This window comes from Janthinobacterium lyxosi, from assembly GCF_051380665.1.
GTDB lineage: Bacteria > Pseudomonadota > Gammaproteobacteria > Burkholderiales > Burkholderiaceae_D > Janthinobacterium.
This window is the reverse complement of the sequence record NZ_JBNYXM010000020.1, coordinates 1-24,552: the sequence shown is the minus strand read 5'-3', so window position 1 is coordinate 24,552 and position 24,552 is coordinate 1. Positions and strand designations below refer to the sequence as shown.

General features: G+C 59.1%; 16 protein-coding genes and 1 pseudogene. 6 read left to right on the top strand and 11 right to left on the bottom strand.

The features are described 5' to 3' along the window. Positions 1-132: 132 nt before the first annotated feature. The 4 genes from ACQ4WP_RS20010 (at position 133) to ACQ4WP_RS19995 (ending at position 4,791) form a co-directional block, all read left to right on the top strand. A complete protein-coding gene (locus tag ACQ4WP_RS20010) occupies positions 133-1,128 on the top strand; it encodes a BMP family lipoprotein (RefSeq protein ID WP_436523670.1) in 996 nt (331 codons plus the stop codon). Positions 1,129-1,209: 81 nt separating this feature from the next. Continuing rightward, positions 1,210-2,739 carry an ABC transporter ATP-binding protein gene (locus tag ACQ4WP_RS20005; RefSeq protein ID WP_436523668.1) on the top strand — a complete coding sequence of 510 codons (1,530 nt, stop codon included), beginning with the start codon at positions 1,210-1,212 and terminating at the stop codon, positions 2,737-2,739. Beyond that, positions 2,736-3,815, top strand: a complete 1,080-nt coding sequence (locus ACQ4WP_RS20000) for an ABC transporter permease (protein WP_436523666.1) — start codon at positions 2,736-2,738, stop codon at positions 3,813-3,815. The genes ACQ4WP_RS20005 and ACQ4WP_RS20000 overlap by 4 nt, the downstream gene beginning before the upstream one ends. A gap of 4 nt (positions 3,816-3,819) precedes the next feature. Beyond that, complete coding sequence (locus ACQ4WP_RS19995) at positions 3,820-4,791, top strand: ABC transporter permease (protein ID WP_034754516.1); 972 nt, start codon at positions 3,820-3,822, stop codon at positions 4,789-4,791. 435 nt (positions 4,792-5,226) lie between these two features. On the opposite strand, the pseudogene ACQ4WP_RS19990 reads toward ACQ4WP_RS19995, so the two are convergent. After that, positions 5,227-5,811 (bottom strand): annotated as a pseudogene (locus tag ACQ4WP_RS19990) (NUDIX domain-containing protein); the annotation flags it as partial. Positions 5,812-5,906: 95 nt separating this feature from the next. Here ACQ4WP_RS19990 and ACQ4WP_RS19985 point away from each other — a divergent pair. Further along, the gene (locus tag ACQ4WP_RS19985) at positions 5,907-6,671 is read left to right on the top strand and encodes a DeoR/GlpR family DNA-binding transcription regulator (protein ID WP_436523664.1); all 765 of its coding nucleotides are present in this window, start codon (positions 5,907-5,909) and stop codon (positions 6,669-6,671) included. 49 nt (positions 6,672-6,720) lie between these two features. Here ACQ4WP_RS19985 and ACQ4WP_RS19980 read toward each other — a convergent pair whose 3' ends face one another. The 10 genes from ACQ4WP_RS19980 to puuE form a co-directional block, all read right to left on the bottom strand. Continuing rightward, positions 6,721-7,791, bottom strand: a complete 1,071-nt coding sequence (locus ACQ4WP_RS19980; protein WP_436523662.1) for a S1/P1 nuclease — start codon at positions 7,789-7,791, stop codon at positions 6,721-6,723. An 8-nt stretch (positions 7,792-7,799) separates the two neighbouring features. Beyond that, positions 7,800-9,029: a phospholipase D-like domain-containing protein gene (locus ACQ4WP_RS19975; RefSeq protein ID WP_436523660.1), complete on the bottom strand. Its 1,230-nt coding sequence runs from the start codon at positions 9,027-9,029 to the stop codon at positions 7,800-7,802. Positions 9,030-9,045: 16 nt separating this feature from the next. Continuing rightward, entirely contained in the window at positions 9,046-10,755 is a 1,710-nt protein-coding gene (locus ACQ4WP_RS19970) for a bifunctional metallophosphatase/5'-nucleotidase (protein WP_436523658.1), read from the bottom strand. Positions 10,756-10,867: 112 nt separating this feature from the next. Further along, positions 10,868-14,269 (bottom strand): TonB-dependent receptor, encoded by a 3,402-nt coding sequence (locus ACQ4WP_RS19965; protein ID WP_436523656.1) that lies wholly within the window; start codon positions 14,267-14,269, stop codon positions 10,868-10,870. Between the two features lie 793 nt (positions 14,270-15,062). Beyond that, positions 15,063-16,565 carry an adenosine deaminase family protein gene (locus ACQ4WP_RS19960; RefSeq protein ID WP_436523654.1) on the bottom strand — a complete coding sequence of 501 codons (1,503 nt, stop codon included), beginning with the start codon at positions 16,563-16,565 and terminating at the stop codon, positions 15,063-15,065. A gap of 43 nt (positions 16,566-16,608) precedes the next feature. Then, positions 16,609-17,925, bottom strand: coding sequence for a guanine deaminase (gene guaD / locus ACQ4WP_RS19955; RefSeq protein ID WP_436523652.1), 1,317 nt, complete (start codon positions 17,923-17,925; stop codon positions 16,609-16,611). 9 nt (positions 17,926-17,934) lie between these two features. After that, complete coding sequence (gene xdhC, locus ACQ4WP_RS19950; RefSeq protein WP_436523791.1) at positions 17,935-19,002, bottom strand: xanthine dehydrogenase accessory protein XdhC; 1,068 nt, start codon at positions 19,000-19,002, stop codon at positions 17,935-17,937. 9 nt (positions 19,003-19,011) lie between these two features. Next, complete coding sequence (gene xdhB, locus ACQ4WP_RS19945; protein ID WP_436523650.1) at positions 19,012-21,357, bottom strand: xanthine dehydrogenase molybdopterin binding subunit; 2,346 nt, start codon at positions 21,355-21,357, stop codon at positions 19,012-19,014. Between the two features lie 10 nt (positions 21,358-21,367). Then, complete coding sequence (gene xdhA / locus ACQ4WP_RS19940) at positions 21,368-22,834, bottom strand: xanthine dehydrogenase small subunit (protein ID WP_436523648.1); 1,467 nt, start codon at positions 22,832-22,834, stop codon at positions 21,368-21,370. 99 nt (positions 22,835-22,933) lie between these two features. Continuing rightward, on the bottom strand, positions 22,934-23,887 hold the full coding sequence (gene puuE / locus ACQ4WP_RS19935; RefSeq protein WP_436523646.1) for an allantoinase PuuE: 954 nt from the start codon (positions 23,885-23,887) through the stop codon (positions 22,934-22,936). 121 nt (positions 23,888-24,008) lie between these two features. Here puuE and uraH point away from each other — a divergent pair, with 121 nt between their 5' ends. Continuing rightward, positions 24,009-24,362: a hydroxyisourate hydrolase gene (gene uraH, locus ACQ4WP_RS19930; protein ID WP_436523644.1), complete on the top strand. Its 354-nt coding sequence runs from the start codon at positions 24,009-24,011 to the stop codon at positions 24,360-24,362. Positions 24,363-24,552 lie beyond the last annotated feature (190 nt).

Here is a 24,552-nt window from a genome sequence, read left to right as displayed (position 1 = left end):
ATGATCTTGTGCGATACAGTGCAATGTTGATAAGGAATTATCACCTCGTGCATCAAAAACAGGCTAAATCGGCCCCAAATTATATGTTTCACCTATAAAAAATATACAATATCGATCTTCCAGGAGCCACTCATGAAACTTACACAATTTAGTTTGACGATCGCAGCCGTATTTCTGACTGCTCAAGCGTCCGCGGCTACCCCAAAACTGGGTGTCGTGTATGACGCGGGCGGCAAGTTCGACAAGTCGTTCAACCAATCCGCTTTCGAAGGCGCATCGCGCTTCAAAAAAGACACAGGCATTTCCTTCATCGAAGTCCAGGCATCGAGCGATACGCAAGCCGAACAAGTCATGCGCGGCCTGGCCCGCAAGAAACTCGATATGATCGCCGCCATCGGCTTTGCGCAAACGCAAGCCGTGCAAAAGGTCGCCAAGGAATTCCCGAATGTGAAATTCGTGCTGATCGACGGCCAGGCTGCCGGCAGCAACGTCAATTCCGTCGTCTTCAAGGAAGAAGAAGGCTCCTACCTCGTGGGCGTGGCTGCGGCCATGGCCAGCAAGAGCAAGAAGGTCGGCTTCATCGGCGGCATCGATATTCCCCTGATCCGCAACTTCGCCTGCGGCTACGCGCAAGGCGTCAAGGCCGTCAATGCGAAGACGGAAATCACGCAAAACATGGTCGGCACCACGTCCGGCGCCTGGAACGACCCGGCCAAGGGCGGCGAACTGGCCCGCTCGCAATTCGAGCGCGGCGTCGATGTCGTCTTCGCCGTCGCTGGCGGCAGCGGCATGGGCACGCTGCAAATGGCCAAGGAAAAAGGCAAGCTGGCGATCGGCGTCGATTCGAACCAGAATGGTTTGTACCCGGGCAGCATCCTGACTTCGATGGTCAAGCGCGTCGACAACACCGTGTATGACAGCTTCATGCAAGTCAAGAACGGCACCTGGAAGGGCGGCACCAGCTACAAAGGCTTGAAAGAAGGCGGCGTGGATTGGGCGCTCGATGCGAACAACCGCAAGCTGATTACGCCGGAAATCGAAAAGCGCGTGTTGGGTGCGCGTAAGGACATTATCGATGGCAAGATCAAAGTGATCGATTACCGCGTCGGCAGCAACTGCCCGGTTTAATTTTTCTCCGTATCTTCTAGCGCGCCGCCGGGGCCTGTCTCCGCGCGGCGCGTTTCCATGAAACTATCCAGTTATGAACCTATGCAGCCAGCAGTAGAATTTCGCAGCATTTCCAAGCAGTTTGGACATGTGAAGGCGAACGCCGACGTCAGCTTCTCCATCGCCAAGGGCAGTATCCACGGCCTGGTGGGAGAGAATGGCGCCGGCAAATCGACCTTGATGAGCATCCTGTACGGGTATTACCGTGCCGACGGCGGAGAAATCTTGCTCGACGGAAAAGTACAGCCTATCCGCAACAGCCAGGAAGCGATCAATCTCGGCATCGGCATGGTGCACCAGCATTTCATGCTGGTCGAGAACTTCACCGTCCTCGACAATATCATGCTGGGCACGGAAGGCGGTTTTCGCCTGGCCAGCCACCGTACGGAAGCGGAAGCCAAGTTGCGCGAGATTTGCGCGCGCTACCGCCTCGACGTCGACCCGCTGGCGAAGATCGAAGACTTGTCGGTCGGTGCGCAGCAGCGCGTGGAAATTCTCAAGCAGATTTACCGCAGCGCCAACATCCTGATCCTCGACGAGCCGACAGCCGTGCTGACGGCCCAGGAAACGGCCTCGCTGTTTGAAATCTTGCGCCTGTTCAAGGAGCAAGGCAAGACCATCATCCTGATCACGCACAAGCTGCAAGAGATCCTGGAAATCACCGACAACGTCACCGTCATGCGCGGCGGCACGGTGGTAGGCGCCGTTGCCACTGCGACCACTTCGAAAGAGGAACTGGCCAATATGATGGTGGGCCGCCCCATCCAGAGCCATCTGCCGCGCGCGCCCTACAATCCGGGCGCCACGGTGCTGGAAGTTGACGGTTTGCAACTGGCTGACGCGCAGCAAGTCAAGCTGCTGGCCGACATCGGTTTCAACTTGCGTGCCGGCGAAATCGTCGCCATCGCGGGGGTCTCCGGCAATGGCCAGAGCGAGTTGCTGGAAATTCTGTCCGGCATGCGTTTGCCGACCTCGGGCAAGCTGCGCTTCCTGGACAAGGACTTGCCCTTTGCCAAGCGCACTGACGCCGACGGCTTGCCGCTGGCCTTCCGCGAACTGGGCATCGCCCACATTCCGGAAGACCGCTTGCGCGATGGCGTGGTGAAAAATTTCTCCGTCATGCAAAACACCATCCTCGGTTACCAGGACCACCTGAAAAACCGCTGGGGCTTGTTCAACTTCAAGGCCATCGGCGCCCGCTGCGCGGAACTGCTGAAAACCTTCGACGTGCGCCCGGCCAATCCGGACCTGCGCATCGGCTTGTTGTCGGGCGGTAACCAGCAAAAGGTGGTGATCGCGCGCGAAGTGCTGGCCAAGCCGAAACTGATGTTGGTGGGGCAACCCACGCGTGGCGTCGACATCGGCACCATCGAAAGCATCCATACGCAATTGCTGGCCCTGCGCGACGCGGGCGTGGCAATCCTGCTGGTGTCCGTCGAACTGGAAGAAGTGCGGGCGCTGGCCGACCGCATTCTGGTCATGTGCGGCGGACGCATCACCGGCGAACTGAAAATTGAAGAATTCGATACCACCCGCATCGGTCTGTTGATGGGGGGAATGCATAAATCATGAATAACGACTTGCCACGCTGGGCGACAGCCTTTGTCATGCCCATGTTAAACCTGCTGTCGGCCTTGCTGGTCGCAGCCCTGGTGATTTATATGCTGGGCGAAGATCCGGCCGAATCGCTGGGTATCCTGGTCCACAGCGCCATCCTCAATCCGGAAGGCTTGAGCTACACCCTGTTCTACGCCAGCACCTTCATTTTCACGGGCCTGTCGGTTTCCGTGGCGATGCAGGCCGGCCTGTTCAATATCGGTTCCGAAGGCCAGATGTATATCGGCGGCCTGGGCTTGACGGTGGCCATGCTGGCCTTCGACCAGACCCTGCCCGCCTGGCTCTTGATTCCCGCCGCCATGATCGGTGCGGCCCTGTTCGGCGCCCTGTGGGGTTTCTTGCCCGGCTACCTGCAAGCCAGGCGCGGCAGCCATATCGTCGTCACCACCATCATGTTCAACTTCATCGCCGCCAGCCTGATGAACTTCGTGATCGTGAAGTACCTGATTCCACCGGGCGAACAGAACACGGCCAGCCGCGTGTTTGCGGAAAGCGGCGAAATGCCGCGCCTCTCCACCTGGTTCCCGTCGCTGGGCGACACGCCGCTGAACATCAGTTTTCTGCTGGCAATTGCCGCGCTGGTGATCTACGGCGTAATGGTCTGGCGCTCGTCGTGGGGCTTCAAGCTGCGCGCCACGGGCCTCAACAAGCATGCGGCCCACTATGCGGGCGTGTCGATCAGCAAGATGATCATCATCGTCATGCTCATTTCCGGCGCGCTGGCGGGCCTCGGTTCCGTCAATTCCATCATGGGTTCGACCCATTACCTGTCGCTCAACTTCGTCGGTGGCGCCGGCTTCATCGGCATCGCCATCGCGCTGATGGGCCGCCAGCATCCTATCGGCATCTTTTTGTCGGCGGTGCTGTTCGGCGCGCTGATCCAGGGTGGCTTTGACCTGTCGCTGGAAAAACCGAATATCCCGACGGAAACCTTCATTTTCATCCAGGGCTTGATCATACTGTTCTGCGGCGCCATGGAAAACTTCTACGCACCGGCCATTTCCGCCCTGCTCAAGCGCACCAAAGGCTAACACCATGACACTCGACGACTTTCAATTCGCCAGCATCCTGGTATCGACCGTGCGCAATGCGCCCGTCCTGATCTTTGCCGCCATGGCCGGCCTGTTTGCCGAACGCAGCGGCATGATCGACATCGGCCTGGAAGGCAAGATCCTGGCCAGCGCCTTCGCTTCCGCCGCCGTGGCCTACACGACGCAAAACCCATATTACGGCATGGCTGCCGGCATGCTGGTCTGCGTCGCCCTGGCCCTGCTGCAGGCGTACGTCAGCATCACGCAAAAGGGCAATCAGCTGGTGGCCGGCATGGCCATCAATATCGCCATGAGCGGCCTGACGTTTGTGCTGGCGCAATTCTTCTTCCAGCAAGGCGGCCGCACGCCCGACCTCGGTTCGGCGCGGCTGTTCGACGTGGTCTTACCGGGCACGCAATACGTGGAGCACATTCCCTTCATCGGCTGGGTGTATGCCCATCTGATCGGCGGCCATTCCATCCTCGTCTACGTGGCTTTCCTGCTGATTCCGCTGGTGCACTGGCTGCTGTACCACACGCGCTTCGGCCTGCGCCTGCGCGCCTGCGGCGAAAACCCGCACGCAGCAGACTCGGCTGGCGTGAGCGTGGAGGCGACGCGCTACCTGGCCATGCTGGTGGCCGGCATCCTGTGCTCGTTCTCGGGCGCCTATCTCGCCATCGTGCAAAGCGGCTTCTTCCTGCGCGACATGTCGGCCGGCGCCGGCTACCTGGCCTTGACGGCCATGGTGTTCGGCAACTGGCGTCCCGTGTATACCTTCCTGGGCTGTTTGATGTTCGGCTTCTTCGCCGCCATCCAGATCCAGATCGAAGGCGTGGACTTGCCCGTCGTGGGCCGCATCCCCGGCTCGCTGATCCAGATGGTGCCGTATGTGGTCACCGTGATCGTGCTGGCCGGCTTGATGGCGAAATCCATCGCGCCGAAAGCTATTGGTATCCCATTTGTAAAATCGCGTTAAGTCTGACTTTAACTTGATGCAAAAAAGCGAAGCCCGCAGGCTTCGCTTTTTTTACGCCTGGGGAATCTCTTCCGGAGAGAAAAACACGGGGAGACCCAGGCTGCGCGCCACATCCACCATCTGGTCGGCCCCCAGGGAAGCGCCGACCAGGCGCAATACGGCATCACAATGGCTGAGCAGGCGCGTCGCATGCGCGTGGAACAATTCTTCATACACGGCATCGCCTACCCGGGTTGAACCGGCCAGCGCCAGCATGGGCAGAGCCAGCCATTCACCGAGCACGGGCATGTGACCGGCTGCGTACAAAGGCAGACAGACGGCTTGCATGGCCGCCACATTCGCCGCCATCAGGGCGGGATCGTCGCCCGTGCCCGAGCGGTAGGGGCCGGCAACCAGGATCTGCATGCCCCGCCGCATCTCTTGCGCTGGCGGCATCAAGTGCAACTGTGCATGCTGCAGCAACATGATGGTCTTGCCATCGCAGATGCGCCCGTCCGCCACCATCTGCAGCGCTTGCGCCAGCGGTAATTCCAGCACTTCGATATCTTCGCCCTCGTGCGCCAGGCCGCCGCCTTCGCTGATGCGGCTGGCTGGGTCATACTCGGCCACAAAAAAATGCAAACGCTCCGTCACGGAACCGGGGCTCATGAAAGCCTGGAAGATCTTCTGTACCTGCCCCACCCGGTAACCGGTTTCCTCTTCCACTTCGGCGCGGATACGCTGCTCCGCACTGGCCTCTTCCAGCAAGCCGGCCGCTGATTCGATCAGGAAACCATCGTGGCCATCGCGGTAGGTGGGAAAGCGGAACTGGCGGATCAGGATCACCGTGCGTTTGACTTTGTTGTAGAGCAGGATGGTGGCGCCATCGCCGCGGTCATAGGTTTCCCGCGTCTGCGTCTGCCACTGGCCATCGCGGCGCAGATAGTCGAACGTGGTCTTTTGCAACAAATACCAGTCGTGCGACAGGGTTACCACACCCTGGATGCGTACCCGTTGTTGCTCAGCATTTTCTTCGCGCATAGTGTCTCCTTGTGCTTGCATGACCTTGCCTTTGACGACTTTATCATGCAAACTCGTGCAATATCAAGAAAATATAAGATAATTCAAGAAAACCCATGCTGACACATCAACGCAAACAATACCTGCTGGACTTGCTCCAGCGCGAAGGCCAGATCGTCGCCAGGGCCGTCAGCGACGCCTTGGGCTTGTCGGAAGATACGATACGGCGCGACCTGCGCGAGCTGGCGAAAGAGGGATTGCTGGAACGCGTGCACGGTGGCGCCCTGCCTTTGTTGCCGCGCTCGCCCGCGCTTGCGCCATTTGCGGGGCGCGAACAGATCTCACCTGAAGCCAAACCCGCCATCGGCCGCGCAGCCGCGGCCATGATACAGACGGGACAAGTGGTGTTTCTCGATGGAGGTACAACCGCCGTGCAGCTGGCGCGCCAGTTGCCGCGCGAATTGCGCGCCACCATCGTCACGCACAGTCCTTCGATTGCCGTCGAACTGGTGAATCACCCATCAATCGAAGTGCTGATGCTGGGTGGGCGCCTGTACAAGCATTCGATCGTGGCCGTCGGCGCTGCCACCGTGGAAGCCATCGGCCGCATCCGCGCCGACCTGTATTTCATGGGCGTGTCCAGCCTACATCCGCAAGCGGGCATCACCACGGGAGACTATGAAGAAGCGTGCGTGAAACGCGCCCTGAGCGAGGCGTCAAGTCGCACCATCGTGCTGGCCTCACCGGAAAAGTTCAACACGGCTTCGCCGTTTCAAATCGTGCCCTTGAGCCAGGTCAACGATATCATCGTGCACCGCGACGTGGACGACGCCCTGGTCGCGCCCTACCGCGAGATGGGAATTAGCGTCACCCTGGCATGAAAAAGCGGCCCGCAGGCCGCTTTCCACTCCTCATCTTATTGCGGCCAACTTATTGTGGCCAAATCATTTGCAACACGGCGGCCAGGTGATAGCCACCCTCGATCAGCTGCTGCTTTGCCAGCGCCGAGCTGGGCACAGGATAATTGTCCGGCACCGTCAAGCTCCAGACATTGTAGACCTCACCCTTGCGGCTGGTCTGCTCGGTGGCGGGGCCTGCCACCACGTCCGTGAAAGCAATCTTTGACGCCGCCAGCGAGGCATCGGCCCACTGATACGGCCAGGTGGCAGGGTCGCCGCTATTGGCGCTCACCACAGGCGCGCTGGCGATCACGGTGCTGGCGAACTGCTGCGGCGTACGCGTGCTCAGGCGGCGCATGGCGTAATCGACCACGGTTGTATCCCAGTACGAATGCAGGGGCTTGGTGGGCGACTTCGGATATGCGCTGGCAGGTTTGGCCGCGCCTTCTTCCACCGGCAGCGGCGCGGGGATCACGGCGTCCGACAGCGCCGTCATCTTCGCATCGTCGAGCAGCAAGTCATTGCCGCCCCGTGCATTGAAAACCGCGATGTCGTCGATCTGCGCCTGCGTGGCGGGCGCAAAGAACTGGCCATCCTTGCCGAGAAACGCATTGCCAACATGCAGTGGCTGGTGGATATCGCCCACCAGGTGCGTGATCAGGATCAGCGCTACACGCTGGCTGAAGCCGTGCGGATTGCTGGCCGCATCAGCCTTGCCTTGCAATACCAGGATTGCCTGCTTGAGCGTTTGCACGATATCGTCGTCGGCCGTGCCCACGCCATGGTCATGGTAGTGCGCGTTCTGGAATGGCACATTCGTGTAATGGTACTCGCCATGCTTCGGGTTCGCCGCCACATAGGTCAGCATTTCCGGCGATTGCGGACCGCAATACGTGCCCTTCACGCAATCGGGCCAGTTGGCGATCTTTTCCAGGCTTTCGCCGGGCAACAGCAACTTGGCTACCTGCGCCTGCGCCGCGCTACCCTTGAGCAATTGATCGGCGATGGCGCCCACGGCGCGGTGGCCGTCATTGCCCCACGCCAGTACATTGCCGGAAGCAAAAGCGGTGCCCAGCGCCAGCACGCAGAGTAATTTTTTCATGTTCACCATTACTCCTTGCCTTGCGGAGCGGCCTTGGCCGGTTTCGGATACTGCTTGTTGATGTCGATAGGCTGCGCATACGCCGAACTCCACGTCTGCTCATGCAGCGCGGCAATACGCTGTGCCATCTGCTCGTTGCGCAGCACTACTTCCAGGTTGCGCGACAAGTCGAAATAGCCGCCCGCCCAATTGCTCGTGCCGACCCAGGCCAGCTTGCCGTCGATGCTCATGGTCTTGCTGTGGATCACGCGCGCGAAGGGAATGAAACCGGTCGAAGCGGCAGGAATCGTCACGATGCGGATTTCCACGTTCGGCACCAGGGCCAGGCTTTTCAGGTAGGCGATGGCCGGCGCTTCCGTGTTCCAGGCCGATACCATCAGCTTGATTTTCACGCCACGCTGGGCGGCTGCGCGCACGGCGTTGTCGATCACGGCGTAGTACGGGCGCGTGCGGTTCGGGCCGTAGGACAAGGGCGCGTAATCGAGCAGCTGGATGCGCACTTCGCTTTTCGCTTCCGCCAGCAAGGCGGGCAAGCCCGTTTCCGAGTCGCCCACGCCAGCCGGGTTGTACGCATTCGGGCTGGCCAGCAAAAACGCGTTTTGCGCATAGTTGGCCGGCACCACCTTGCTGTTGAGCACCGTGGCGCGGCTGCCTTGCGACGTCAATGCCTGGGCTTGCCAATCCTGCTCGAAGATGGCTTGCACCTGGCTCACCATGGCGGGCTCGGTGATTCTCAAGCCCGTCTCATGGATGTGCTCGAACGAGCGCCAGTCGAAATTCTGGCTGCCGATGTACGCCACCTGACCATCGACGGCCAGGTATTTCGCGTGCACGATGCCGTTGCCCGTGATTTTATTGAAATCGATGAGGCGCAAGTCCAGATTCGGAATCGCCTTGATCCGGGCGATGGTCGCCGCCTCCGACAGGCCCACGCCCTTCTGGTCCAGCAGGAAGCGGATTTTCACGCCGCGCTGGCCCGCGGCCGTCAAACTGGCCAGCACTTTTTCAAAAGCCGTGCCCGGCTTGCTGACGGCATAGAACTGGGCGATGACGATTTCTTTCTTGGCCGAATCAAACAGCTCGCTCCACACGGCAACGGGCTCGCGCAGGTCGGGATTGGTCAAGCTCGTTTCCACGGGCGAAGTGTGCACCAGCTCAAAGCCGGGAATGGTGAAATCCGCGTGGGCCGTGCCCGCGAACAGGGTAGCGACGAGCAGGGAAACAGATAAACGACGCATGGTTATTCCTTGTAAATTATTTGACGCGCACGATGCGCCCTGCCGCCGTGGCACTGCCAGCGGGCTTGCCGGCGCGCGCACGGGCTATCAGGTAATTGCTGAAAGCGTCGATGTCGCGCACGCCCGTGTCCAGGCGGCGCGTGCCGGCCGCCAGCACGGTGAAGCGGTCGCCGCCGCCGGCCAGGAAACTGTTGGCGGCGACACGGTATTGTTGATTGTCCTCAAGGGGAAGGCCATTCAGCATGATGCTGCCCAGCAGCACGCGCTGGCCCTGCGGCTGCGTGCTGTCCCAGCGATAGCTGAAGCCTTCGGACACTTGCAGCAGATTGCCCTCGCCGGCCTCTTCGCCTGGCCATTGCTGTTCGAGCAAGGTACGGATTTGTGCGCCGGAAAGACTCACGACGATCAGGGTATTGCCGAACGGTACAACTGCCTGGTTCTGGCCCACGTTCGTCATCAGGTCGGCGCCCGCTTCCAGGTCCTTGCGGATGCCGCCATTGTTCATCAGGCCAATTTGCGCACCGGCAGCGCGCGCGCCGAACAGGGTGCTGTCGGCCACCAGATCGCCCAGCGGGGAAGCGCCGCCGCCCTTGGTGCTGCGGCCCACGTTCGGCACGGCGATGAGGGCCACGGGACGCGACAATTCCGCCGCGCTACGTTGCTTGACCGATTCCAGGTAAGCTGCCACGGCCGGGTCCGGCTCATACATGCCTGGCAGCATGACGACGTTTTGCGCGCTGGCATCGACGACGGCATTCTTGACGGGATCGACCTTGAGCTTGATGCGCGTCAACATGTGTCCGCCCATCTGTGCCTGCGTCACGAGGCGGCCATCGACACGGCACAGATAGCCCTGGTGGGAATGGCCGCTGATGACCAGCTTGATGGCCGGGTCGAGACGTTTCACTACATCGACCACTTCGCCCTTCAAATGGCTGCAATCGGGCTGGTCGACGGCTTCCTTCGTCTCGCCGCCCTGGTGCAGCAGCACGACGAACACGCCCACGCCCTGCGCGCGCAACTGCGGCAAGGTGGCGTTGATGGCGTCCGCTTCATCGCCGAACTGCAGGCCGGCAATGCCGGCGGCCGTCACCACGGACGGCGTATCTTTCAGCACGGCGCCGATCAAGCCCACCTTGACGCCATGCGCCTCTTCGATGCGGTAGGCGGGCAGCAGAGACTTGCCCGTTTGCGTGTCGATGACATTGGCCGCCATATAGGTGTAGCTGGCGCCCTTGAAGTCCGACGTGAACTTGCACGCCTTGTCCGCGCGCGACGACTCGCAACCGCCGCGCTGCTGGCGCAGCAATTCCGCCTTGCCCTGGTCAAATTCATGGTTGCCGACGGAACTGGCCTTCATGCCCAGCATATTCATGGCGACGATGCTCGGTTCATCGGCCCACAGCGCCGACATGGCGGGGCTGGCGCCGACCAGGTCGCCATTGCCGACAAAGATCAGTTGCGCATCTTCGCGGCGCCACGCCGTCAGGGCGCCAGACAAGGTATCGATGCCACCGGCCTGTACCGTCCTGCGCTCGGCATCGACGACGCTCGTGTAGGTAAATTTGCTGCGATCGAGGTTGCCGTGGAAGTCGTTCAAGGCGACCAGGTTCACTTCAATCGGACCGCTCGGCGCGGGCTGCGGCACGGAAGCGAAATGGCTGCAGGCAGACAGGGACAGAATCAGAGCCGCGCTGGCGACCGGAGTGCGTAAAAAGTGAGCCATGGAATGATATTTGTCAAAAAGAGGAAAGAGTAAACCATCTGGTCTATAAAAAAAACGGCTGGTGTCGCCACCAGCCGTCTTTAGCTTGCCAAACTACGAGGCAACTACGAAATTAGAATTCGTACTTGATCGTTGCTTGCAGTGCCCATTGCGATTCGCCTTTAGCTTGGCGCGTTTCCGTGCCTTCCGTCACCGGACGGGTGTTATAGATATAACGGCCCTGTGGGTCGATGCCAACAAAATCGACAAAGCTGCGTACCTGGCCACCTTGCGCTTGGAAGGCAACTTCGTTGATACGTCCCCATTTACGGTTGATCATATTACCAACGTTCAAGATATCAAAAGTAAAGATACCTTTATTACCTTTAAAGAAGCCCGGCACCTCCTGGCTGAAGCGCACATCAAAGCTGTTGGTCCATGGAGAGAAGCTATCGTTACGGTGAGTAACGCCGCCAGCGGCCTTGCGCAGATCGCCGTTTCCATTAACGACTTTCCAGAATGCTGCTTCATTGGCGGCCTGAGCAGCTGCAGTCGTACCGTAGAAAGCCACTTCGCCCGAACCTGGCGCTTTTGGAATGTACATCAAGTCATTGCCAGCCAAGCCGTCGCCGTTCAAGTCATTGTTGAAAGTCCAGCTATATGGCTTGCCGCTACGGCCTTCGTAGAACAGACCGAATCCGGTCTTGTATTCGCCGAAGAAACGCTTTTGCCAATTCACGTTGGCAGTAAAGCGGTCCTTAACCATGTAGTTCGAATTCGAGGCAACGTTTTCGTTCGGGTTGAACGAAGCACGGCCACCCCAGTTGGAGCTGGAGGTCGACGAGCTCAACGGCGACACTTCGGTAGCGTCTGTGTAGGTGTACGAGGTACCCCACGAGAGACCACTACGCATTGGACTGCGCAGCGACAGTGTCAGGATATTACCTGCGCCTTTGTCGGTCTTGGTTGCCATCAGTACCTGGCCAAATGCGGCATTGTTACCAGCTTTGGTATCAGCACGGCAATCAGCTTTTCCTGTCAGGGCACCCTTGCTCACATCCCAGCACTTGTTCAGGTAAGCATTCGCTCCCCAGTACAATGCGCGGCCATCCGTACCAGTCTTGGTCGGCGCACCCAGATTCAGCTCCTGGTAGTAGATCGCATCCTTGGTTTGCGTGCGCATGTATTCCGCACCAAACACCAGGCCCATCCATGGCAATTCATGCTCCAGCGCCAGATTGCCCTTCCAGACAGAAGGTTGTGCCAAATCGTTGCTCAGCACATCAACTTTCATGGCAGGGACAGTTGCGCCAACGTTCCTAGGTTGGTTTAACGGATCGGTACTGAAGAAACCGTCGTTCGTAGGACATGCTTTACCGGTTGAGCTGCAGGTATAGTTCAGCGTGGCCACACCCGTATTCTGGTATGGATTACCCAGCCAAACGGCCATGGCAGCGCCCTGGAACAGGCCGAAACCACCGCGCACCTGCGTTGGGCGTGCCGCATTGAGCTTGTAGTTAAAGCCTAGACGTGGCTGGACCAGGTTTTCACCATCGATCGTATGCGTATTATCGATGCCAAATCCACCTGTTTGACGACCACCGACGACGGGGCCTACAGGCTGAGCTGCGATCGCATTGCGGATTGGTTTTTCACCGATACGCGTACCGTCGACGCGCAGACCGACCATTACAGTCAGTTGCTTGTTGACATTCCAGCTGTCTTGCACGAACAGGCCGATATTTTTCAGCGTGAAGCGGGCAATTGCATCATCGAGCGAACCGCCAGCGACCGGTGCCTGCAGCGTGTAGGAAGCAGGACGCCCTTTCTGGAAGTTTTCCAGGATTGCAGCTTGCTGTTGAGCAGCCGTTGCCTGTGTACAGTCCAAGGCGCCAAACGAGTAGCTGAGACCAGTCACGCAACCAAATGTATAGTTACCATTGACGTTTTGCAAGAAGGCGTTATAGACCTTGGTTGCGTTATAGTCAGTACCGAACTTGATTTCATGCTCACCCAACGACCACGTGGCACCGACATAGGCGTCCAGCGCCTTGTTATTCAAGACGTTTTTTTGACGACTCGATTCTGTACCGAAATTCAGGTAACGATCTGCAGTACTCAAACCGGAAGGCGAGCCAATTGGCGCGGCGCCAGTAAATTTCAGGCCAATAGATGGAAGATTGGCATTGTTCTGCGGCACACTATCATATTTGCGCGTCGAGAATTTTACTTCGGTCGAGAAAGTCGGCGTCCACTCGGAGGTCCATTGGGCCACCAGAGTTTCCAAGCTCTTGTTCTGGGCATACCAGTACGAGCTCAGCGACAAGCCATCTTTCGAGAAGCCAGGGAAGATTGGTTCCGACTGTTCGGTCTTCGAGTAGCGCAGCATCATCCGCTGGGTATCGGTCAAGTTCCAGTCCAACTTCAACAGCTTTTCGGTGGCTGTGAATTCGGTGCCACCAGGTACTACCGACGTACCGATTGGGATGCCGTAGGTATTCTGGCCAATCGCAATGGCGCTATCGATAGCCGCTTGTGGAATCGTCACGTTGGTCAGCGCGCTGCCAATCGGACCAAACGTCGGCGAACTGCGGCTGCTGCTGCTCTTTTCGTAGTTGGCAAACAAGAACAACTTATCTTCAATCAGCGGGCCGCCCAGGGTGATACCCTTGGTAGTGTCTTTCGATTTCGGTGGCGCATAATATTCGCCAGTCGTGTCGTTGTGGCGATCACCAGCCATCTTGTCATTGCGGAAGACATAATAGACACTACCCTTGACCTTGTTAGTACCGGACTTGGTCACCGCATTGATATTGGCGCCCGTGTAGCCTTTTTGTGTCACGTCATAGTTGGCGACGTTCACTTGCACTGACTGGATGGCTTCGATCGAAATCGGCTGTTTACCGGTAGCAGTACCGGAAGCCTCCAGGCCAAAGGTATCGTTCACGGCTACGCCGTCAATCGTCATCGAGTTGTAACGCGAGTTCTGGCCGGCAACGGAAATCTCGCCACGATCCTTGTCCGTTTGGGACAGGCGCGGATCAGCACGTGCATAGTCCTGCAGGCTACGCGAGATAGATGCCTGGGAAGCCAGTTCTGCCGAGCTGATATTGGTACCGGCGCCCATATTGTTGCGGTTGAAAATCTGTGCACGCACGCCAGAGCCAACCACGCTAACCACTTGCATCGGCGCGCCCAAGGTGGCATCGACGTTGGCTGTTTCAGCCAAGTCCACAAAAACGTTTTCACGTTTTTCCACTTCACCGTTCTTGGTGATGGTAATCGTGTAAGGACCGCCTGCGCGCAAGCCACGTGCAACATAACGGCCTTCGGCATCGGTGGTCACGTTACTGACGGAGCCAGATTCAACGTGGACGATATTGACCTGAACGCCAGCTGCTGGGCGACCATCATTGGACGAGATACGTCCGCTGATGGCCGAAGTAGTGTTCTGTGCGAACGATGGTGCCGCCGCCAGTGCAATAGACAGGCTGAACGCGATTTGCGTTAGCCGAAGTCGCTTGTGATTGATCATCTTTAACCCCAGAAAAGACTATTATTTTTTGAAAATCCTGGATTGCCCCACCGTCCGGCTGCGCCGCACAGCAACACAAACACAACATTTCCTCTTTACGATGCTGCAACTGTTACGCCGGCGGGACTGGCTGCGGTCCTGACAAGACCATCACAAAACGCCGCTCCACACATCACAACTATTCCTATCCAGACAATAACGGCGGAAAAACTGCAACCGATCCGTACAACCCAGGGCGCTAGCACCTGTGTCATTCACCCGACATGCTTACCCGGCTAACATGGCAAGCCGCGAGTGTAATTGTTAAATATTTCAAGACTGTGACACGGCGGCAAAATACAGAAGAATGTCGTCATTTAGCTGCGCGACTGTCTATTTCACTCTGCATCTCACCTTTATTTACTGCAAATACCCATCTTCATACGATATCGCCCAGATGAATTGTGACTTTTTAATATCACCTTCATCCCACTATGCATCATCAAAAAATGGATGACAAATACGATTTTTTTTACCTATTTATATATTTAAAATATAAATAGCATAGGGTAACTAGCTGGATTGATATCGTGCTGACAGCGTCCGGGCTTATGGCGCGTGATTATAAATGAGCAATATGTACTTGAAATTGATTCATCCAGGAAATTGGATAAAGTCGTGTATCTGCCGTTAATTGTGTCGCATGGCCGCCACAAAATTAACAAAAAAACACTGCGGGGATTTGAGAAGGTAAATGGAAAACGGCCGGAAGATCCGGCCGCCCTGAGAGTATCAGTTGTGAACGTCGCGCAACTTACGGTTTTCTGCTCTTGTCTGCCTTGTCAGCCGCGGCAATTTGCGCTTCAAAACGGGTGAAACGGGCATCGAGTGCTTTCAGCAAACGCTGCTTGTCCGCTTGCGCCAGGAAGGAATAGCGCAGGCTGTTATACGACAGCTTTTTGATTTCCGCATAATCGGTCTTGTACTGGCTGGCAAACAGCACGTATTCATTCGACAGGGTATTGCGCGACACGCCCGCGTCATCGGTGGAGATGACGAAGGGCACGCCATACTTGCGGTACAGGGTGATCGGATGGGCCTGGCCCTTGATGCCGAGAATGTAATCATTGCTGGTCAGGTTCACTTCCACGGGAATACTGCGTTCGCGCATCTTTTGCATGGTCGCCAGCGCATTGTGCTCGTAGGCAATATCCATGCCGTGGCCGATACGGTCGGCGCCTGCCACATCGACGGCTTCGGCGATATGGAAAGCCATGCCTTCCGGCGGCACCATTCCCAGCGCCAACTCACCGGCGTGCAGGGCGATCTTGACGTTCGGATATTTTGCCTTGAGGAACTTGAACATTTCCATGTGCAGACTGTAATCGCGCATGGATACATTCACGCTTTCCTGGCCCACGATGTTCACGCCCACCAGCAACGGATTCAGGCTGGCCGCCTTGAACGCGGCCACCATGGACGAGAACACTTGCGATGGCGACAGGAAACGCAACACATACGCCTGGTAGCGCATGGTGAAGTTCGCATCGTCGATGCCGGCGCTGCTGGCGTTCACGTTGTCATTATAGGCAGTGATGCTTTTCTGGAAGCTGGCATCCTGTTCCAGGCTATTGGTCCAATTGGCCAGCACGGCTTGCAACGCCGCCGGCGGCAAGCCTGGCGCCAGCACTTGCTGGTCGAACTGCGCGTTTTGCACGAATGGCGACAGCTCGAAAATCGTCTCGATGTAGCTGAGGTTTTCCGCGATGGCGCGCTGCTTCAGGGTTTTCAAGCCGTCGGCCGTATTGCTCGACGCCACCGGGCCGAAATAGCCAAAGGTATCGAAGAAGGTACGGTCCGGCGGCGTCTGGATGGCGCCGTGGTTATAGAAATCCTTGGTCGACCAGCGCTGCAGCAATTCCGCATACAGGCCCGCGTCGGCAAACACTTCCGTGGACGACAGGCAGCCACGCTGCGCCGCCGGCTTGGCGCGCTCGGCCGCTACGACGTCCTTGTTGCTTTCGATGCGATACGTCGTCTTGTTGACGCAATAGTTTTCCTTGTCGACCCAGTCAAGGAATTGCTCGGCATAAATGGCGCCCGAGTAATGGTGGTGCAAATCGCCGCCCTTGGGCATCATGGAAAAGAACAGGCTCAACTCTGCTGTCTTCGGCTGCGCGCCCGCAAGCAGGGTTGCAAAATGGCGCGCGGTGGCCGCTTCGTTGGAAGTCGGGGTGGCCAATGCCTTGGCGGCCTGCGCCGTTCCGGTCAGTGCCAGCGCGGCGCCAAGCGCCAGGCCAGTGAGTTTCTTGTGCATTCGCGTTCTCGCTGAGGATAATTCGTATTGAACAACGGGTAGGTCAGCCCTGCCCCCGCACATGCACGCATTGCCCGCCTGAATAGGTGGCGGCAACGGCCCGGTCGTCGCCCAGCAGCGCAAAGGCAAACAGCAATTCCTCCAGGCTTTGACAGCCGGCCGTGCGGCGCGCCAGCAGCGGCGTCGATTGCTTGTCGAGCACGATAAAGTCCGCTTCCGTGCCAGCCGTGAAATTGCCCAAGGTGCCTTCCAGTTGCATGGCCCGTGCGGCACCCAGAGTCGCCAGGTAAAACATGCGCAAAGCGGGCAGATAGCTGCCTTTCAAGCGTGCTACTTTATAGGCTTCGTTCATGGTTTGCAACATTGAGAACGAGGTGCCACCGCCCACGTCGGTGGCCAGCGACAGCAGCACGCGCGCCGCATCGGCCCGCTCGAAATCGAACAGGCCGCTGCCCAGGAACAGGTTTGAAGTAGGACAAATGGCGGCCGCCGAGGACGTTTCCGCCATGCGCGCGCGGTCGCCCTCGTCGAGCCAGACGCAGTGGCCAAACATGGCGCGCGGGCGCAACATGCCGTACTGGTTATACACATCGAGGTAGCTGCGCGCCTGCGGATGCAGTTCGCGTACCCAGCGGCACTCATCCTCGTTTTCCGACACATGCGTCTGCAAATACGTATCCGGATAGGCGCGCGCCAGTTCGCCCGCCAGGTGCATCTGCTCGTTCGTGGACGTCGGCACGAAACGGGGCGTGATCGCATACAGTGAGCGGCCGTGCTTGTGCCAGCGCCGGATCAGCTCTTCGCTTTCGCGCGCGCCCGACTCGGCCGTGTCGCGCAGGAACTCGGGACAGTTGCGGTCCATCATGACCTTGCCCGCCACCATGCGCAAGCCGCGCGCCTCGCTGGCGCCAAAGAAGGCATCGACCGATTGCGGATGCACGCTGCCATACACCATGGCCGTGGTGGTGCCGCAGCGCAGCAGTTCATCGAGGAAAAACTCGGCGACATTGCGCGCATGCTCGGGATTCTCAAATGCCCGCTCGGTGGGGAAGGTGTACGTTTCCAGCCATGGCAGCAAACCGGGCGCGGGCGAGGCGATCATTTCCGTCTGCGGAAAATGCAGATGGGTATCGATGAAACCCGGCACGATCAGCTTGCCGCGATAATCGACGATCTGCGTGCCAGGCGGCAAAGTCGCTTGCAGTTGCGCGTAATCGCCAGCCGCCACGACCTTGCCCTCGGCCACGATCAGCAAGCCATCGGCATGCCAGGCGTGCGCCTCCTCGGTGAAAGCTGGATCGGCGTGGAAGTGCAGCAAGCTGGCACGGTAAGCTTGCAATGTGGCGGGAACAATCGGCATGACTTCTTTCTATAACGGGTGAATGGCGGCGCGTGGTTGGCGGCGCGGCGGTGCGCTGGCAGAGGCCAGCCGCAGCGGTGCGGCCAGGGCGGCAGCGGCCGCTTCCTCCCACACCATGAGTAATTGACAGGCAACGGAGGCGGCGATCACTGCCGGCGCCTTGTTGCGAATGCCTGGCATGCCGATGGGGCAGACCATGGCGGCAATGCGCTCGTCCGGCACGCCGCGCGCCTGCAGGCGGTGCTCGAATTGCTTGCGCTTCGTGTGCGAACCGATCAAGCCGAACCAGCCCGCGTCCATGCGCGCCATGATGGCTTGCGTCAAGCGTTGATCCAGCGCATGACTGTGCGTCATGACGAGAAAACTGCCGCCCGGCGGCGCCATCGCGACGAATTCCTCGGGCGTGTCGGTGGCGGCGATGCGCACGTTATCTGGCAGTTGCGCTGGAAACATGTCTTCGCGTTCATCGACCCAGGTGACATTGCAGGGCAAGTGGGCCAGAGCACGCACGATGGCGGCACCCACGTGACCGGCGCCAAACAAGGTCAGGTGCGCGCGCGGCGCCAGGCAGGGGTCGACCAGCCAACGCCGCCCTTCACTCCCCTGCGCGACATGGGTACTGCGTTCGCGTGAAAACGTGTCGGGCGCCTGGCCTGGCGTGCCGGCGATCAATTTACCGGCGGCATCGAACAGGGCCGACGCAGCATCGCCATCGAGTGCCATCAGACGCCAACTATCCTGCTGGCGGCGCTCGCGCAAGGCGGCCAGCAACTCTTTCAGGCTGGCATCGACATACTCGAACGCCAGGTGGACGACACCGCCGCAACATTGTCCCAGGCTGGGGCCCAACGCAAAACGCTCGAGCCGCGCATGCGTGTCGCCCGTGGCCAGCATGGTCTTGGCAATTTCCACGGCGCGCAATTCCAGGTGGCCGCCACCGATGGTGTCGACCTGGCCATCGAGGGTGACACGCATCTTCGCCCCCGCCTCGCGCGGCCCGGAACCTTCCACCAGGGCCACCGTCACCAGCACGGATGCCTGCATGTCATTCTCCATCGCTGTCAGCCAGTCGCTCATCATCGTCTCTTAAGCGGCCACGCCGGCCGCTTGCACGGCCATGACCGCCTTGAGGATTTCCTCGCTGGTGGCGGGGGCATTCAGCGGTGGCTGCACGGCATGATGGCCGACGCTGGAAATGGCGTCACGAATGGCAAAGAACACGGAAAATGGCAACAGCAGCGGTGGTTCACCCACGGCTTTGGAACGGTGGATGCTGTCTTCCACATTGCGGTTCTGGAACAGCTTGACGCGAAAATCTTCCGGGCAATCGGAAATGCCGGGAATTTTGTACGTCGATGGCGCGTGCGTCATCAACTTGCCCGCCGCATTCCACCACAGCTGCTCCGTCGTCAGCCAGCCCATGCCCTGGATAAATGCGCCTTCCACTTGACCCAGATCAATCGCGGGATTGAGCGACTGACCCGCATCATACAAGGCGTCGGCACGCAGCAGTTTCCACTCGCCCGTCAAGGTATCGACCACCACTTCGGCCACGGCCGCACCATACGCATAGTAGGAAAACGGATGGCCCGTCATCGTCTTTGCATCCCACGACAGGCCGGGCGTGGCATAAAAACCGTCCGACCACAGTTGTACGCGGGCCAGGTAAGCCTTTTGCACCAGCTCGGCAAATGCCACGACGTGACCGTTGACGTGGATGTGGTTATCAAAGAAGCCCACCGTGCCCGTTTCGCCGCCATACAGTTTGACCGCGTAATCGGCCAGGCGTTCACGGATCTGGCGCGCTGCATCCTGCGCCGCCTTGCCATTCAGGTCGGCGCCGGTGGATGCCGCCGTGGCCGACGTGTTCGCCACCTTGCTGGTATCGGTAGCCGTGGCCCGCACTCTGTCCAGGTCCAGTCCCAGCTCGTGCGCCACCACTTGCATGACCTTGGTATTGATGCCCTGCCCCATTTCCGTGCCGCCATGGTTGACCAGCACGGAGCCGTCCACGTACACGTGGACCAGGGCACCGGCCTGATTCAGATGCGTGACGTTGAAGGCGATGCCGAATTTCAGCGGCGTGAATGCCAGGCCCTTTTTCAAAATGGGGCTGGCCTCGTTAAAGGCGTCGATGGCGCGGCGGCGTGCGCGGTAATCGCTGCTGTCTTCCAGTTCGGCAACGAGTTCATGGATCACGTTGTCGACGATCTTCTGGCCATACGGCGTGACATTGCGCCCTTCCCCATCATTGCGGCCATAGAAATTGAGCAGGCGGATATCGAGCGCATCGCGTTGTAAGTGGCGGCCGATTTCATCGATCACGTACTCGATGGCAATGGCGCCCTGTGGCCCGCCAAAGCCGCGGAATGCCGTATTCGACTGGGTATTCGTCTTGCCGCAGGCGGCACGGATGTCCACGTCGGACAAATAATAGGTGTTGTCGAAGTGGCAGACGGCGCGCGTGGCGACGGGGCCGGACAGATCGGCCGAGTAGCCCGCACGTGTGGTCATGTCGACCTTGGCGGCAAGGATCCGCCCGTCGTCGTCGTAGCCTACTTCGTATTCATAGTAAAAACAGTGGCGCTTGCCCGTCACCAGCATATCGTCGTCGCGGTCGGCGCGCAATTTGACGGGACGCTTCAGTTTTGCCGCCGCAATCGATGCCGCAGCCGCCCACAGAGCCGACTGCGATTCCTTGCCGCCAAAACCGCCACCCATGCGCCGGCATTCGACGGTGATGTTATGCGAATGCACTCCCAGCGCATGGGCTACCACGTGCTGCATCTCGCTCGGGTGCTGGGTCGAACACAGCACCAGCATGCCTTGCGCTTCCTTCGGGATGGCGTAGGAAATCTGTCCTTCCAGGTAAAACTGTTCCTGGCCGCCCACATACAGCTGGCCCTTGACCACATGCGGCGCCTTCTCGAAGGCAGCCTGGTAATTACCACGCGTCAATTGCATCGGCGGCAGCACATACGATTGCGCGGCCTTGGCCGCCTGCGGCGTCATGATCGCGGGCAATTCCTCGTACGACACCTGCGCCAGGCGCGCAGCGCGGCGCGCATGGTCATGCGTATCGGCCACCACGATGAAAATGGGCTGGCCCACGTATTGCACCAGTTCGGCAGCCAGGATAGGGTCGTCATGGATGATGGGGCCGCAATCATTGGTACCAGGAATGTCCTGCGCCGTGTAGACGGCGACAACACCGGCGGCGGCGCGCACGGCCGACAAATCCATGGCCGTGATGCGTGCATGGGGCTTTTGCGACAGGCCCAACGCCGCGTGCAAGGTACCCTGCAATTCGGCGATATCGTCCGTGTACGTGGCTTGCCCCAGCACATGCAATTGCGCCGATTCATGGGGGCTGGGCTTGCCCACGGCGGCCCAGGCGGCCGCTTGCAATTCGGGCGTGACAGGATGGTTCATGCTGCTCCTTTCAGGCGCGGCAAGCGTAGGCGTTGACGGCAGTGCGCAGCAAAGGCGCACCGGGGCGTGTTTCCAGCCAGAAGCGGCGCAACAGGTTTTGCGCCGTCGTCATGCGGTAGGCATTCGAGGCGCGCATGTCCGACAACGGCGCGTAATCGTCGGCCAGCAAGCGCATGGCGATGACGAGGTTGTCTTCCGTCCACGCCTGCCCCAGCAAAAATGCTTCCGTTTGCGCGGCGCGTTGCGGCGTGGCCGCCATGCCGCCAAAGGCGATGCGCGCATCAATGATGTGCTCGCCATCGAGCTGGAAGGCAAACGCGGCGCACACGGCCGAAATATCCTGGTCGAAGCGCTTCGCCAGTTTATACGTGCGGAAATGCACATTGGCACGCGGCAAGGGCACGCGCACGGCTTCGACGAATTCTCCTGGTTGCAGATCTTTCTTTTGGTAAGCCAGATAGAAGTTTTCCAGCGGCATGCTGCGCTGGCCGGCGGCACCGCGCAGCACGATCTCGCTGCCCAGCGCAATCAGCCACGGCATCGAGTCGCCGATGGGAGAACCATTCGCCACATTGCCGCCCAGGGTGCCGGCGTTGCGAATCGGCAAGGAAGCAAAGCGCTGCCACAGTTCCGACAATTCTTGCGGATAGTGCCCACACAGCGCCGCATAGGCATCGTTGAGGCTGGCGCCGGCGCCGATGTGCAGCTTGCCATCGTCCACAGCGATGGTTTTCAGGGCAGCCACGTTGCCGAGATAAATGATGTCTCCCAAGTCGCGCAGTTGCTTGGTGACCCACAGGCCCACATCGGTGGAACCGGCCAGCAGGCACGCCTGCGGCTTTTCCGCGCGCAGTGCCACCAGTTCATCGATGCTGCGCGGCGCGTGGAAAGACTGGCCGCCGTGTTCATAGGTGCTCACGCTGTCGCGCTGCAGCGCCTGCAATTGCTGCGCCAGGGCATCGCGGTCAAATGTCACATGCGGCAGTTCGCCCATGCGTCTGGCTGCATCGATGATGGGCCGGTAGCCCGTGCAGCGGCACAGATTGCCCGACAGGGTATCGTCGATTTCGCAGCGCGTGGGCGTCTCGCCGTTTTTCGCCAGATACATGCCCCACAGCGACATGACAAAGCCGGGTGTGCAAAAGCCGCACTGGGAACCGTGGCATTCGACCATCGCCTGCTGCACCGGATGCAGGGCGCCATCGGGCTGCTGCAAGTCTTCCACGGAAAACAGGGCCTTGCCATCGAGGGTGGGCGTAAGCTGGATGCAGGCGTTGACGGCCTTCATCTCGACCTGGCCATCGACCAGGCTGCCGATGACCACCGTGCAGGCGCCGCAATCGCCTTCCGCGCAGCCTTCCTTGGTGCCCGTGCAATGCAAGTCCTCGCGCAGGTGCTGCAACACAGTCTGCGTAGGGGCGGCGTTGCGTACTTCCTGTACGGCACCACGATAGTAAAAGCGGATCGGTTCTGACATGCTGGCCTCGGTATAGTCCCAGTATAGGAGATTAACACCGGCATATGGGACAACTATATGCAAAGACTGATTTTACTTATCATCCAATATCAATACCCATCAAATAGCGCAAGGATGCGTCGCATGCCAATGTTCGGCGATATCGATGCGGCGCGTGATCCACACCTGCTCATGGCGCTGTACATAGTCAAGGAAGCGCGCCAATGCCGCGGCCCGTCCCGGACGCCCCACCAGGCGGCAATGCAAGCCCACCGACAGCATCTTTGGCTGATTCAAGCCGTTCGGATCGCCTTCCGCGTACAGCACATCGAAGGCATCCTTCAGATAATCAAAGAATTGCGTGCCTGAATTAAAGCCCTGCATGGCGGCAAAACGCATGTCGTTCGTGTCCAGGGTATAGGGCACGATCAACTGCGGCTGCACGGCGGGCAGGCCGGCGGCATCCGTGTATGCCACCTTGTCCCAGAATGGCAAGTCGTCACCGTAATAATCGGCGTCGTAGCGAAAACCGCCATGCTCGACCACCAGTTTGCGCGTATTGGGCGAATCGCGCCCCGTGTACCAGCCTTGTGGGGCGGAACCTGTCAATTCACGGATTATCTGCACGGCTACACGCATGTGTTCGCGCTCCGTCGCTTCATCCATGTTTTGGTAGGAAATCCAGCGCAAGCCGTGACAGGCGATTTCGTGCCCAAGTTGCTGGAAGGCGGCCACCGCCTCCGGATTGCGTTTCAAGGCCATCGATACGCCAAACACTGTCAGCGGCAGGCGCCGCTCCTCGAACATGCGCAGCAAGCGCCACAGACCGGCGCGCGAGCCGTATTCATAAATCGACTCCATGCTGAGGTGGCGCGCAGGAAAAGCGGCCGCACCGATCATTTCCGATAAAAACGTTTCCGAAGCGGGATCGCCATGCAGCACGCTGTTTTCCGCCCCTTCCTCGTAATTGAGGACGAATTGCAGTGCGATGCGGGCCTTGCCCGGCCATTGCGGGTGGGGTGGCGTGCGGCCATAGCCGATCAAGTCGCGTGGATAATGTTCGTAATTGTTCATGCGGAGGCGCGCCTATAGGAGGACAATGTTGGCTATATGCCCAATCATATAGCCCGGCGCAGTCGCCGGTATATGATTTGCACGATAAGCACAGTCATTCACCCTATATACAGGACAGCAAATGGGAAAACTCAGCACGCATGTACTCGATATCGCCCACGGCAGGCCGGGAGCCGGCGTCAAGGTGGCCCTGTTTTCCGTCGCGCCGGAAGGCAAAGTGTTATTGAAGATGGATATGACCAATAGCGACGGCCGCTGCAGCACGCCCTTGCTGGAAGGCGAGAGCATGAAGGCGGGCCAATATGAGCTGGTGTTCAACGCAGGCGACTATTTCGCCGCCCAAGGCCTCGACTTGCCTACACCACGCTTTATCGACCTGGTTACCCTGGCCATCGGCATTGCGCATACGGATGAAAACTACCATGTGCCGCTGGTGGTGTCACCGTGGTCGTATTCGACTTATCGGGGAAGTTAAGCGACGTTCGGCGACAAAGGCAGCGTGCAACGCTGCTTTTTTTTACACTTGCATGCCTAGTCAGACAAAGCGCCAGACGAAAAAAAACCCCACCATTGCTGGCGGGGTTTCTCTCTACTGCGAATAACAAGCCTGACGATAACCTACTTTCACACTGGTTGCAGCACTATCATCGGCGCAAAGTTGTTTC

Bases quoted from the DNA above. Each gene is read 5' to 3' on its own strand.
- ACQ4WP_RS19980 (WP_436523662.1), bottom strand. From the start codon at position 7,791: ATGAAAAAATTACTCTGCGTGCTGGCGCTGGGCACCGCTTTTGCTTCC.
- ACQ4WP_RS19995 (WP_034754516.1), top strand. From the start codon at position 3,820: ATGACACTCGACGACTTTCAATTCGCCAGCATCCTGGTATCGACCGTG.
- ACQ4WP_RS20010 (WP_436523670.1), top strand. From the start codon at position 133: ATGAAACTTACACAATTTAGTTTGACGATCGCAGCCGTATTTCTGACT.
- guaD (WP_436523652.1), bottom strand. From the start codon at position 17,925: ATGCCGATTGTTCCCGCCACATTGCAAGCTTACCGTGCCAGCTTGCTG.
- uraH (WP_436523644.1), top strand. From the start codon at position 24,009: ATGGGAAAACTCAGCACGCATGTACTCGATATCGCCCACGGCAGGCCG.
- ACQ4WP_RS19960 (WP_436523654.1), bottom strand. From the start codon at position 16,565: ATGCACAAGAAACTCACTGGCCTGGCGCTTGGCGCCGCGCTGGCACTG.
- ACQ4WP_RS20000 (WP_436523666.1), top strand. From the start codon at position 2,736: ATGAATAACGACTTGCCACGCTGGGCGACAGCCTTTGTCATGCCCATG.
- ACQ4WP_RS19970 (WP_436523658.1), bottom strand. From the start codon at position 10,755: ATGGCTCACTTTTTACGCACTCCGGTCGCCAGCGCGGCTCTGATTCTG.
- xdhC (WP_436523791.1), bottom strand. From the start codon at position 19,002: ATGAGCGACTGGCTGACAGCGATGGAGAATGACATGCAGGCATCCGTG.
- ACQ4WP_RS19975 (WP_436523660.1), bottom strand. From the start codon at position 9,029: ATGCGTCGTTTATCTGTTTCCCTGCTCGTCGCTACCCTGTTCGCGGGC.
- ACQ4WP_RS19965 (WP_436523656.1), bottom strand. From the start codon at position 14,269: ATGATCAATCACAAGCGACTTCGGCTAACGCAAATCGCGTTCAGCCTG.
- ACQ4WP_RS19985 (WP_436523664.1), top strand. From the start codon at position 5,907: ATGCTGACACATCAACGCAAACAATACCTGCTGGACTTGCTCCAGCGC.
- puuE (WP_436523646.1), bottom strand. From the start codon at position 23,887: ATGAACAATTACGAACATTATCCACGCGACTTGATCGGCTATGGCCGC.
- xdhA (WP_436523648.1), bottom strand. From the start codon at position 22,834: ATGTCAGAACCGATCCGCTTTTACTATCGTGGTGCCGTACAGGAAGTA.
- ACQ4WP_RS20005 (WP_436523668.1), top strand. From the start codon at position 1,210: ATGCAGCCAGCAGTAGAATTTCGCAGCATTTCCAAGCAGTTTGGACAT.
- xdhB (WP_436523650.1), bottom strand. From the start codon at position 21,357: ATGAACCATCCTGTCACGCCCGAATTGCAAGCGGCCGCCTGGGCCGCC.